Source organism: Oleiphilus sp. HI0067 (assembly GCF_001635735.1).
On the sequence record NZ_LWFI01001654.1, the window covers coordinates 1 to 11,263 of the forward strand.

12 protein-coding genes and 2 pseudogenes are annotated in these 11,263 nt (G+C 44.5%); 2 read left to right on the forward strand and 12 right to left on the reverse strand.

Annotated elements, in window-relative coordinates; all coding sequences use genetic code 11:
• The 7 genes and pseudogenes from A3739_RS26650 to A3739_RS31280 form a co-directional block, all read right to left on the reverse strand.
• A pseudogene (locus A3739_RS26650) lies at positions 1-242 on the reverse strand (cupin domain-containing protein); the annotation flags it as partial.
• Entirely contained in the window at positions 232-1,617 is a 1,386-nt protein-coding gene (purB, locus tag A3739_RS26655; protein ID WP_068476501.1) for an adenylosuccinate lyase, read from the reverse strand. The pseudogene A3739_RS26650 and the gene purB, both read right to left, overlap by 11 nt.
• A gap of 86 nt (positions 1,618-1,703) precedes the next feature.
• Complete coding sequence (gene hflD, locus A3739_RS26660) at positions 1,704-2,333, reverse strand: high frequency lysogenization protein HflD (RefSeq protein ID WP_068476499.1); 630 nt, start codon at positions 2,331-2,333, stop codon at positions 1,704-1,706.
• On the reverse strand, positions 2,320-3,435 hold the full coding sequence (gene mnmA, locus A3739_RS26665) for a tRNA 2-thiouridine(34) synthase MnmA (protein ID WP_068476497.1): 1,116 nt from the start codon (positions 3,433-3,435) through the stop codon (positions 2,320-2,322). Before mnmA ends, hflD begins: the two co-directional genes overlap by 14 nt.
• A 92-nt stretch (positions 3,436-3,527) precedes the next feature.
• Entirely contained in the window at positions 3,528-3,974 is a 447-nt protein-coding gene (locus tag A3739_RS26670; protein ID WP_068476495.1) for an NUDIX hydrolase, read from the reverse strand.
• Positions 3,971-4,567, reverse strand: coding sequence for a pseudouridine synthase (locus tag A3739_RS26675; protein WP_068476493.1), 597 nt, complete (start codon positions 4,565-4,567; stop codon positions 3,971-3,973). Before A3739_RS26675 ends, A3739_RS26670 begins: the two co-directional genes overlap by 4 nt.
• Before the next feature lie 101 nt (positions 4,568-4,668).
• Complete coding sequence (locus tag A3739_RS31280; RefSeq protein ID WP_068476491.1) at positions 4,669-5,001, reverse strand: cold shock domain-containing protein; 333 nt, start codon at positions 4,999-5,001, stop codon at positions 4,669-4,671.
• A 347-nt stretch (positions 5,002-5,348) separates the two neighbouring features.
• Between A3739_RS31280 and clpS the strand changes: the two genes are divergently transcribed.
• Together clpS and clpA are read left to right on the forward strand one after the other, a co-directional pair.
• Positions 5,349-5,717 carry an ATP-dependent Clp protease adapter ClpS gene (clpS, locus tag A3739_RS26685; protein WP_068476489.1) on the forward strand — a complete coding sequence of 123 codons (369 nt, stop codon included), beginning with the start codon at positions 5,349-5,351 and terminating at the stop codon, positions 5,715-5,717.
• Between the two features lie 23 nt (positions 5,718-5,740).
• Positions 5,741-8,014 carry an ATP-dependent Clp protease ATP-binding subunit ClpA gene (clpA, locus tag A3739_RS26690; protein ID WP_068503390.1) on the forward strand — a complete coding sequence of 758 codons (2,274 nt, stop codon included), beginning with the start codon at positions 5,741-5,743 and terminating at the stop codon, positions 8,012-8,014.
• Between the two features lie 55 nt (positions 8,015-8,069).
• Here the strand turns inward: clpA and infA are convergent, their stop codons facing one another.
• From infA to A3739_RS30490, 5 genes and pseudogenes are all read right to left on the reverse strand, one after another.
• Positions 8,070-8,288: a translation initiation factor IF-1 gene (gene infA, locus A3739_RS26695; RefSeq protein ID WP_068476485.1), complete on the reverse strand. Its 219-nt coding sequence runs from the start codon at positions 8,286-8,288 to the stop codon at positions 8,070-8,072.
• Between the two features lie 138 nt (positions 8,289-8,426).
• Positions 8,427-9,164 (reverse strand): arginyltransferase, encoded by a 738-nt coding sequence (locus A3739_RS26700; RefSeq protein WP_068476483.1) that lies wholly within the window; start codon positions 9,162-9,164, stop codon positions 8,427-8,429.
• Positions 9,165-9,172: 8 nt separating this feature from the next.
• Positions 9,173-9,886, reverse strand: coding sequence for a leucyl/phenylalanyl-tRNA--protein transferase (gene aat / locus A3739_RS26705; RefSeq protein ID WP_068476481.1), 714 nt, complete (start codon positions 9,884-9,886; stop codon positions 9,173-9,175).
• A gap of 78 nt (positions 9,887-9,964) precedes the next feature.
• A complete protein-coding gene (gene trxB / locus A3739_RS26710; protein WP_068476479.1) occupies positions 9,965-10,918 on the reverse strand; it encodes a thioredoxin-disulfide reductase in 954 nt (317 codons plus the stop codon).
• 92 nt (positions 10,919-11,010) lie between these two features.
• Positions 11,011-11,263 (reverse strand): annotated as a pseudogene (locus A3739_RS30490) (AAA family ATPase); the annotation flags it as partial.

Genomic DNA, 11,263 nt, shown 5'->3' on the forward strand with positions numbered 1-11,263 from the left:
AATCGCTCTTCACTAAAGGGGCCTGTTTCGAGTTTCCAGTGCTGAGTGCCTTCTTGCTCGATAATGATTCGAGACTCAATGTCTTCCTCTAAGCTGAGGCCGGCCATTTCATCAGGCGTAATAGGAGATTCAAATTCAGGGAGGGCTTGACGAATGAGTAGAGGTTTTTTTTGCCAGTATTCGCGCAGAAAGTGCTCGGCGGAAATACCGCCAAGCACGTCTAATGGTTCGTTAGGCGTCAATGGCTTTTGCCTGATCGACAGCGTTACCGATGTAACTGCCCGGAGTAAGATCTAAAAGAATCTGTTTTGCTTCTTCAGGGATCTCTAGTTTGTTAACGAACTCTGTAATCGTCTCTTTGTTGATAGACTGACCACGCGTTAGCTCTTTCAATTTCTCGTAGGCTTGTTCGATGCTGTAACGGCGCATCACGGTTTGGATCGGTTCGGCCATCACTTCCCACGCATTGTCGAGATCTTGCGCGAGTTTGTTTGGATTGATCTCAAGCTTGTTAAGGCCTTTAAGTGTTGATTGGTAAGCAATTAAACCATGCGCTAAGCCTACACCTAGATTACGCAATACCGTTGAGTCGGTTAGGTCGCGTTGCCAGCGAGAGATCGGAAGTTTTTGAGCTAGGTGCGTTAATACCGCGTTCGCTAGGCCAAGGTTACCCTCTGAGTTTTCGAAATCGATAGGATTTACTTTATGCGGCATCGTTGAAGAGCCTACTTCGCCCGCTACCGTTTTTTGCTTGAAGTAACCAAGTGAGATGTAGCTCCAGATGTCACGATCTAAATCAATCAGGATTGTGTTGAAGCGCGCAACAGCATCGAACAATTCAGAGATGTAGTCGTGCGGTTCAATTTGCGTGGTGTAAGGGTTGAACGTAATGCCGAGTGATTCAACAAAGCTTTTCGCGTGAGCTGGCCAATCAGTGTTCGGGTAGGCAGAGTAGTGCGCGTTGTAGTTACCAACGGCACCGTTAATCTTGCCAAGGAATTTTACTTCTTTGATTTGAGTTAGCTGACGATTAAGTCGTGCAACAACATTGGCTAATTCCTTCCCCATTGTAGTCGGCGATGCGGTTTGGCCATGCGTGCGAGATAGCATCGGCTGTTCTGCAAGATCTTGCGCTAGCTCGCTGAGCTTAGTCACAACAGCTTGCATCTCTGGAAGTACACTGCTTTCTAGACCTTGTTTAAGCATCAATGCATGCGACAAATTGTTGATGTCTTCAGAGGTACATGCGAAATGCACAAATTCTAGGCTCTTCGCTAAATTTGGTAGCGAATCAGCAACAGCTTCGAATTTTTCTTTAATAAGGTATTCAACTGCTTTCACGTCGTGGTTTGTGGTGCGCTCAATCGCTTTCACGCGCAAGGCGTCGTCTTCGCTGAATTCATCAACGATAGCGTTTAAGAAATTGTTTTCTTCATCTGAGAAAGCAGGTAATTCAATGATGTCGGAGTGCTGAGCAAGCGCTTGTAGCCAGCGAATTTCAACGGTAACACGTGCGTAAATAAGGCCGTATTCGCTGAATGCTGCGCGTAAGCTGGAAGTTTTGCTTCCGTAGCGACCATCGATGGGTGAGATTGCGGTTAGTGCGCTTAGTTCCATAAGACTACTCTACTTGTCGTACCTGCTTTAGAAAGGCCGCGAGTTTACTACAAACAATTAGGTGACGAAACTTAGAAGTAAGAGGTTTATATCAGGATGGAATTTAGCGACTTGGCTGCCTTGCGGATCTTTCCTTTACCAAACAGAAATTGCCAACGATGACCGCCGAGTTGTCGCCATAATGTTGCGGATCTAATACCTGCAAGAAGTAATGCGCGAATCTTTGCGGCGTTGTGTTCCACTTGCAGATGACGGGCATGGCCAGATACCTGAATACGCATATTAAATGTGCTAATGCTTTCTTGGTAAGTAGAAGCCAAATTCGCGATGACGTTCTCGTGATCAATGCCAAAGTGAGATACTTGATTAGACGCTAGCTCGAGTTTATTTCCTATCAAGGAAAGCATATCGCTTTGTTTGCTTAGCTTTTGTTGCAGATGTAAAAGCGCTAGTGCGTAACGGAGTACTTGTGGGTTTGCATCGACCCCTGATTCTCCTAAGCAGCCTAGTAAAGCTTGTTGCCCTTTTTTAAGAGCATGCAAGTCAGAATAGATATCTTGTGCATCATTGGGGTTCGTGTTGAAAAGCGATTCAATCAACACGTTTTGTGCATCGTGATCACAAGAGCCATTGCGCGCAATGCTATCTACCAATACGCAGCATTCGAATAAGCCAGATAGTGCCAGTGCCTTATTCTGATCGTTAGTTAAGCTCATCGTTAGGCTCGCTACTAGTAGATGCAATGATCCCACCGCCGAGGCAACGATCTTCAATATAGAAAACAACCGATTGGCCTGGGGTAATGGCTCGTTGGGGGGTGTCAAACCGCACGCTAAGATCTCCGTTATCTAGCTTTTCGACATGACAAGACTGGTCTGCTTGTCGATAGCGTACTTTAGCTGTACAAGAGAAAGGCATGTTTGGTTCACCATTAATCCAATCTAGATTTTTGCAGATCAACTGATTTGCAAAGAGCAGTGGATTATTCTTTCCTTGAACAACGACCAGAGTGTTGTCGTCTAGATTTTTTTGCGCGACATACCAAGGTGATTCGTCATAGTTTTTTAAGCCGCCAATACCGAGGCCTTGTCGCTGACCGATAGTGTGATACATCAAACCTTGATGCTTGCCGATGGTGTCTCCTGTATCGGTAATGATATCGCCTGGTTGCGCTGGCAAGTACTGTTTCAAGAAGTCTGAGAATTTTCTCTCCCCAATGAAGCAGATGCCGGTGCTATCTTTCTTATCGTGCGTTACTAGGTCATGCTGTTCTGCGAGTTTGCGCACTTCAGGTTTTTCGATCTCTCCCACTGGGAACAGAGTTTTTGCAATCTTGTCGCCACCAACAGCATACAAGAAGTAGCTTTGGTCCTTGTTAACATCTAAGCCTTTCAATAACCATGCTTCGCTGTCTTTATCCTGCTTGCGCACGTAATGCCCTGTCGCGATGTAGTCTGCACCAAGAGTTAATGCATAATCCAAGAATGCTTTGAACTTAATTTCTTTGTTGCACAAAATGTCTGGGTTGGGTGTGCGACCAGCTTTATATTCCTCTAGGAAATACTCGAATACGCGATCCCAGTATTCAGCTGCGAAATTTGCTTGATGCAGTTTGATCCCAAGTTTGTCGCAGACTGCTTGTGCGTCATTTAGATCTTCAATCGCTGTGCAGTACTCAGTGCCGTCATCTTCATCCCAGTTTTTCATGAATAAGCCTTCAACTTGATAGCCTTGTTGCTGAAGTAAAAGTGCTGATACAGAAGAGTCTACACCGCCTGACATGCCGACGATGACGCGAGTTTCATTGGGAGATTTCATTAAGTACCTTTCGTTAAAACGCTGCGATAGTTAGCGTAGTTGAAGAGCGCGGATTGTAACCGCTTATGGTTAAAAAAACAGCAGTTTGTTTGTTAATGCTCGTAGATGAAATCTAATGGGGTAAGCGGCTTATTTCGTGCATCTTCAAGGCATTTTAAAACCAGAGGGCTGCGAAGATTTTCACTTTCGTTTTGAATTTCCTCAAAGCTCAACCAATGGGCCTCAAGAATGTCGGTATCAAGACTTTGACGCGTATTGCTGATAGGTTTGGCCAAAAAACAATAACGATGATAACAGATGCCGTTTTGAGGCGCTGTGTAGACATAAAGTCCAATTAGACCTACTAGCTCGACTTGCCATGCGGTTTCTTCGAGTGTTTCTCGAACAGCGGCAGTCAAAATAGATTCTCCCTCGTCGACATGCCCTGCTGGTTGGTTAAATACGCGTTTCCCGTGGCTAAGTTCTTCAACCATTAGATATTTACCATCTTGCTCTACCACGCAAGCAACGATGGCATGAGGCGTCCAAATATTTGTCATGACTCAGTTCTTTTCTTTTGATAATTACGAGGTTTGTTACTTTGCTTGGGTAAATGAACTGTTTCTGTTCGCATCTGTCCTGGTTTTAAGTCATCGAGTTTCCAAGGGCCGATGGCATGCCGAATCAGTCTAAGTGTCGGGAACCCTATATGTGCGGTCATTCTGCGAACTTGTCGGTTTCGACCCTCTGTAATGATGATTTCAAGCCAGCTTGTTGGGATGTTTTTTCTGTCGCGTACTGGAGGGTTTCTCTCCCACAAATCCGGAGGGGCGATCAATCGTGCTTTGGCTGGTTTCGTTGGACCATCTTTGAGAGTGACGCCTTTTTGAAGTTTTTCCAAGTCTCTATCATTTGGAATACCTTCGACCTGAACTAAATAAGTTTTGGGTAGCTTGTGTTTTGGATCGGCGATGCGTGACTGCAATTGACCGTCATTGACCAACAGCATTAAACCTTCAGAGTCGTAATCAAGGCGACCAGCTGGATACATGTCTTTGGTTTTGATGAATTGGGCAAGTGTGGACCTGCCTTCACGATCAGTGAATTGAGACAAGACGTTGAAGGGTTTGTTGAATAACAGTAGGTCAGCCATAAACTCGCTCGCAGATTACGTGCGAAGTCTACCAGAGCTATTCAAACAAAAGTAACTTTCTGAGGCGCACGAGAACGCCCCAGAATCACTAATAGCAACCCTTACATTATAGGGGCTTTAGCTTCTTCAATGTTTGAAGAAGTTTCGGAAACAGCCGCGATGCTCGGCGCTGCTTGTTCTTCTACTGAAATTACTTCGTCGTCAAGATTCGCTACTTGATTTTGTGCGACTTCTGCTGACTGTATATTTACAGCGTGCACGCCTTTGTTGCTCGGCTGTTTTTCAAACATCACCGACTGTCCAGCTTTTAAGGTTTTATACCCATCCATTTGAATTGATGAGAAGTGTGCGAATAGGTCTTCAGTGCAGCCGTCTTCAACGATAAATCCATATCCCTTTGCGTTGTTAAACCACTTAACTTTACCTTGGTACATGAGGTGACTCCCGTGTCGTTTGCAGGGTCTAGTTCCAACCACCTAGATAATCCTGCTGCGTTTTATTTTTATTCGTAAGCTGTAACGTGTTATTTGTTACAGCGTGTTAATTCTGGTTGGTTTTTAAACAGTGTCAAGTTCTTCTAACGAAAAAATTGACTCATCACACAAATCAGTTTTCAGAATTTCACAAATTTAATCCTGAGAACGGAATTGATGGTGCAAACTGTTAGGTGACACTTTGCGATGTAAAATAATGTTGAAATAGGCCGATTTGACGGTTTAAACGTATTGAAATATGTGAATGTGAACCCATTTAACATTTGTGTAAAAAAACGTTTCGGGTAATGAGTAAGTTGAAAGATAGTCTACTAGTATTGAATCAGGGCTCAGATGTGGACCCGAGCCAACCGAATCAGGATGATGGATTGCTTTTGGCGCCAGATAAACCGGCACTGAAACGCCCCTCGATGTACCAGGTGGTGATGTTAAATGATGACTTCACACCCATGCACTTTGTTGTTGAAGTGCTGGTTCGATTTTTCGCAATGAACGAAGAGAAGGCTACGCAAGTCATGTTGGCCGTACATACACAAGGAAAAGCAGTGTGTGGGATTTATTCGAAAGACATTGCCGAGACCAAAGTGGCGCAAGTAAATGAATACTCAGCTGAGTGCGATCATCCGCTACTTTGTGAACTGCAGAAGCAAGATTAACCTGGATTGGTCGGGGTACAAATATGCTAAGTAAAGATTTAGAGCTAACGCTAAATGAGGCATTTAAGAATGCTCGAGACAAACGTCATGAGTTCATGACGGTTGAGCATTTGCTACTAGCCTTGCTAGATAACGACTCTGCCTTAAAGGTTTTAGATTCATGCGGTGTTGAGCTCGCAATACTTCGTCAAGAGCTGACAGAGTTTGTTGATTCAACAACGCCTTTAATTCCAAGCGCCGACGACGAGCGCGAAACACAGCCTACTTTGGGCTTTCAACGTGTCTTACAGCGCGCTGTTTTCCATGTTCAATCTTCTGGGAAGAAAGAAGTTACTGGTGCAAACGTACTGGTGGCTATTTTTAGTGAGCAAGAAAGCCAAGCGGTATATGTGCTGAAAAAGCAGAATGTGGCGCGTATCGATGTCGTGAATTTCATTTCACACGGTATCTCGAAAGTTCCTGGGCAAGCTGAAGAGCAAAACACTGATTCAGAAATGGCTGAAGAAAGTGCCGAGGGTTCTGGCCAAAGCAATCCGCTTGAAAGCTATGCTGAGAATTTGAATGAAGTTGCGCTACAAGGACGCATCGATCCTTTGATTGGACGCGATCACGAAGTAGATCGTGTTGTTCAAATTCTTTCTAGACGTCGCAAAAATAACCCGCTTTTGGTGGGTGAAGCTGGTGTCGGTAAAACTGCGATTGCAGAGGGCCTAGCTAAGAAGATTGTTGAGAATGAGGTTCCTGAGATCATTGCAAATGCTGAAGTTTATTCTTTGGACTTGGGTGCTCTTTTAGCTGGAACTAAATATCGCGGTGATTTTGAGAAGCGGTTCAAAGCGCTATTAGCAGAGCTTAAGAAACGCGAGCACGCGGTTTTATTCATCGATGAGATTCACACGATTATTGGCGCTGGTTCAGCATCCGGTGGTGTCATGGATGCTTCTAACCTACTTAAGCCATTGTTGAGCTCAGGTGAGGTGCGTTGCATCGGTTCGACGACATTCACCGAATTTCGTGGCATTTTCGAGAAGGACAGCGCGCTTGCACGTCGATTCCAGAAAATTGATGTGAATGAGCCAAATGTTGACGATACCTTCCGGATTTTGAAAGGTTTGAAACCTCAATTTGAGGCGCATCATGATCTGAAATATAGCGATAAAGCACTGCGTGCTGCAGCTGAATTGGCGGATCGTTATATTACCGATCGTCACATGCCAGATAAAGCGATTGATGTGATTGATGAGGCTGGTGCGAGTCAGCGTCTTGTGCATGAAAGCAAGCGTAAGAAGCTGATCAATGTGCAGGCGATTGAGGACGTTGTTGCTAAAATTGCACGCATTCCTCCTCGCAACGTTTCTAGCTCTGATAAAGATAAGCTTAAGAATATCGAGCGGGACTTGAAAATGGTCGTGTTTGGACAGGATTTGGCGATCGAATCTCTTGCAACGGCAATCAAATTGTCACGAGCGGGTTTGAAATCACCAGAGAAACCAGATGGTGCATTCCTGTTTGCTGGTCCAACCGGTGTTGGTAAAACAGAAGTTACTAAGCAGTTGTCGAAGGTAATGGGCGTCGAGCTTGTACGTTTCGATATGTCTGAGTACATGGAGCGTCACACGGTTAGTCGTTTGATTGGTGCACCTCCAGGTTATGTTGGTTACGATCAAGGTGGATTGTTAACGGAAGCTGTTAATAAAAACCCACATTGTATCCTTCTGTTAGATGAGATCGAAAAAGCGCACCCTGAAGTGTTCAACTTGTTACTTCAAGTGATGGATCACGGCACTTTGACTGATAACAACGGACGTAAGACTGACTTCCGTCATGTTGTACTAGTAATGACCACGAACGCAGGCGCGGAGCAGATTAGTCGTCGTTCAATTGGCTTTAGTGAGCAGGATCATACGACAGATGGTATGGAGGCGCTGAATAAGTTGTTTACGCCAGAATTTAGAAACCGTCTGGATAGTATTATTCAATTTGCTCCTTTGGCGCGCGATACTGTTTGCTATGTCGTCGACAAGTTCTTAACGGAACTGCAAGCCCAACTTGATGAAAAACGCGTTGTTTTGCATGTTGATGATGAAGTGAAAGTGTATCTTGCTGAAAAAGGCTACGACGAAAAAATGGGTGCTCGCCCAATGTCACGCTTGATTCAGGAAGAGTTGAAGAAACCGCTTGCCGAGGAAATCTTGTTTGGTCACCTGTCGTCAGGTGGTGACGTGAATGTCAAATATGACAGCAAGAAAGAGCAGGTCGTTTTTGAATATGAAAAAGAAGAAGCTGCATCAGTATAGATGCAGCGTCCGATCTCGATGTAATAAAAAAGGGAGTTAAACTCCCTTTTTTATTTTAACGTGCACGGTATGTGATGCGGCCTTTTGTCAGGTCATAAGGTGTCATTTCCACCTTAACCTTGTCACCTGTAAGAATACGGATATAGTTCTTGCGCATTTTTCCAGAAATGTGAGCAGTCACAACGTGACCATTTTCTAGTTCTACGCGAAACATTGTGTTCGGCAAGGTATCTACGATTGTACCTTCCATTTCAATGACATCTTCTTTCGCCATTAAAGCGTAACCTCATTTGAGCTATTAATAGCGCCTGAGGCGCTTATTGTGGAGGTCTTTTGGTTGACCCCCGCCTAAAAAAGCGACATTTTGCCTGAAACTCGCGCGATTCGCAAAATCAGTTTCGTGCTTTTACATTTACTTATACTTTTCACTGATAGCTTGCAGTTCTTCAATCGTAAGCCAGCGTTCATCAATACGTGTTTGGAATGGTTTAAAAGCCGTTTTATACGACATTTTTCTGCATTCTTTAATGAAATATCCTAGGTATACATACGGTAGATTACGTTTTTTGGCCTCAAGCAATTGCCACAAGATGGCATAGGTACCAATGCTTAGATGTTCGACATCTGGATCGAAGAATGTATAGATGGCAGATAGCCCATCATCTAATTCGTCCACGACCGCAATGCCAAGCAGTTGGCCTTCTAGTGTAAATTCTACAAAGCGAGTGCAGTCGCGTCCGTCGACTAGAAACGATCGATACTGCTCTCGGCTAGCCGGATACATATCTCCATCTACGTGGCGTGCATTAATATACTTTTCGTACAGTAAATAATGATCTTCATGAAAATCTGCACTCAAGCTTTGGGCTTGAATGCCTTGCGCATTTTTTAAAACGCGTTTTTGGCTGCGACTAGGTTTGAACTCGTTTGCGAGTACTCTGACAGGAATGCATGCATTGCACTGTAAGCAGTGGGGACGGTAATAATGACTACCGCTTCGACGAAACCCTAATTCAGAGAGCTGTTTATATACATTGTTACTGATGTTTGCGTTGGGGTCAGCAAACATCGTGGTCGCCTTTGCGCCGGGTAGATAGCTACAGTCATGCTCTGGTGTGGCATAAAAAACCATAGTTTCGAGATGGCTCATTGGGTGCCTCAGCTTGCTAGTATTTGATCAAGAATATCTTCATCAAAGCGCCAAGATAACGCTTCCTTGTGTTTCATTCCGTGTTGTATTTTTTCCATAAATACATCTCGTGGGATGAGTTCTGCACCAAGAGAGAGTAGGTGTTCATTCTCAATTTGGCAATCAATCAAGGGGAAGTTCCAGTTTCTTGCTTGAGTGCACAATGCAGCAAAAGCAATTTTTGACGCATTACTCTTTAACGAAAACATAGACTCACCAAAAAATGTGCGGCCAAAACTTAACCCATAGAGTCCACCAACAAGTAGGTCATTCCACCACACTTCAATAGAGTGAGCGATGCCGCGTTCGGCTAGGTTTAGGTAGGCGTATTTCATTTCTTCGGTAATCCAGCCTCCAGAATGTTCTTCACCTCGAGCGCAATGATCGATTACTTCTTTGAAGCTTTGATCAAAGCTTACGCTGAAGCCGCCTTTTCTAATCGCTTTCTTAAGTGATCTGGATATGTGTACGTGATTAGGAAATATCACACAGCGTGGATCTGGGCTCCACCATAGGAGGGGTTGGTCATCGCTAGACCAAGGGAAAATACCGTTACGGTAAGCTTGTATTAGGCGCTCTTCGCTAAGATCGCCGCCAGCGGCTAGCAATCCATTTGGATCGTCTAAAGCTGAGTCGACGGAAGGGAAGTTATCCTGAGGGTTTAGCCAAGGGAGTAAGCTCATAACTTAGGCCGAATTATTCTTTAATTCTAAAGTATAGATAAACAATTCGGCCTTTTAATAGTTTTAAACGGACCTAACTTACTCGAGATCGTCCAGATACTTTTCAGCATCAAGTGCTGCCATACAGCCGAAGCCAGCAGACGTAATAGCTTGACGATATACTTGGTCGGTCACATCGCCGGCAGCGAATACGCCAGGAATGCTCGTAGCTGTAACGCCGCCATTAAGGCCAGACTTAATAGTGAGGTAGCCATTGTCCATTTCAAGCTGACCGTCGAATAGATCTGTGTTTGGTTTGTGTCCAATCGCGATGAATACGCCGGTTAGATCGATTTCTTTGGTTTCGCCTGTTTCCGTTGACTTGATACGAACGCCGGTAACGCCAGCATCATCACCAAGAACTTCATCAAGAGTATGGTTCCATTCGAAACGAATATTGCCATTCTCAGCTTTGTCGCGAATCTTGTCTTGCAATATCTTTTCTGAGCGCAAGGTGTCACGACGGTGAATCAAAATTACTTCTTTCGCGATATTAGAAAGATAGAGAGCCTCTTCTACAGCTGTATTACCGCCACCAACAACACATACCGTTTGATTGCGATAGAAGAAACCATCACAGGTTGCACATGCACTGACACCACGGCCAGAAAATGCTTCTTCTGATTCGAGGCCAAGATATTGAGCAGATGCGCCTGTCGCAATAATCAATGCATCACAGGTGTATTCGCCTGAATCACCGCTAAGGCGAAATGGTTTTTGACTCAAATCAGCTTTGTTGATGTGGTCAAACACAATCTCGGTATCAAAACGCTCGGCGTGAGCTTGCATGCGTGCCATTAAGTCCGGACCTTGCAAGCCTTCCACATCACCAGGCCAGTTATCTACTTCAGTCGTTTGGGTTAATTGGCCGCCCGCTTGGATGCCAGTAATTACAACTGGGTTCAAGTTGGCGCGCGCTCCATAAACGGCGGCTGTATAGCCAGCAGGGCCTGATCCTAAGATCAATAATTTTGCATGTTTTGCTTCGCTCATGAGGTACCTCAATACTGAATTCAAATTGGTTCTGGTGCATGAGGAGTAATTTCATGCACTGTTAAAAACGATGCCCTATATATAAGGACGAACTAGAAAATATCTACCGAATTTAAGATTTTATTACTAATTTTTTGCGATTGGCTGTGGGAATGGGGCATCCGGTGATCACAAATATATGGAAATACGTCCTGAATATCGTCTGGGATGACCGTTTCTCGATGATTTAAAAACGCCCAAGCGCGTGCTGCAGCAATCAGAGAAAGGTTGGCGCGAGGTGATAACCCGTGCTGGCGTTCTAGTTCTCGGCTAAATTTAGCTAAACGGAATACATAGTCGATTACT

Excerpts from the sequence above, each read along its gene's own strand:
- trxB (WP_068476479.1), bottom strand. The coding sequence starts at position 10,918 with ATGAGCGAAGCAAAACATGCAAAATTATTGATCTTAGGATCAGGCCCT.
- hflD (WP_068476499.1), bottom strand. The coding sequence starts at position 2,333 with ATGAGCTTAACTAACGATCAGAATAAGGCACTGGCACTATCTGGCTTA.
- clpS (WP_068476489.1), top strand. The coding sequence starts at position 5,349 with ATGAGTAAGTTGAAAGATAGTCTACTAGTATTGAATCAGGGCTCAGAT.
- A3739_RS31280 (WP_068476491.1), bottom strand. The coding sequence starts at position 5,001 with ATGTACCAAGGTAAAGTTAAGTGGTTTAACAACGCAAAGGGATATGGA.
- A3739_RS26700 (WP_068476483.1), bottom strand. The coding sequence starts at position 9,164 with ATGAGCCATCTCGAAACTATGGTTTTTTATGCCACACCAGAGCATGAC.
- A3739_RS26670 (WP_068476495.1), bottom strand. The coding sequence starts at position 3,974 with ATGACAAATATTTGGACGCCTCATGCCATCGTTGCTTGCGTGGTAGAG.
- A3739_RS26675 (WP_068476493.1), bottom strand. The coding sequence starts at position 4,567 with ATGGCTGACCTACTGTTATTCAACAAACCCTTCAACGTCTTGTCTCAA.
- clpA (WP_068503390.1), top strand. The coding sequence starts at position 5,741 with ATGCTAAGTAAAGATTTAGAGCTAACGCTAAATGAGGCATTTAAGAAT.
- purB (WP_068476501.1), bottom strand. The coding sequence starts at position 1,617 with ATGGAACTAAGCGCACTAACCGCAATCTCACCCATCGATGGTCGCTAC.
- aat (WP_068476481.1), bottom strand. The coding sequence starts at position 9,886 with ATGAGCTTACTCCCTTGGCTAAACCCTCAGGATAACTTCCCTTCCGTC.
- infA (WP_068476485.1), bottom strand. The coding sequence starts at position 8,288 with ATGGCGAAAGAAGATGTCATTGAAATGGAAGGTACAATCGTAGATACC.
- mnmA (WP_068476497.1), bottom strand. The coding sequence starts at position 3,435 with ATGAAATCTCCCAATGAAACTCGCGTCATCGTCGGCATGTCAGGCGGT.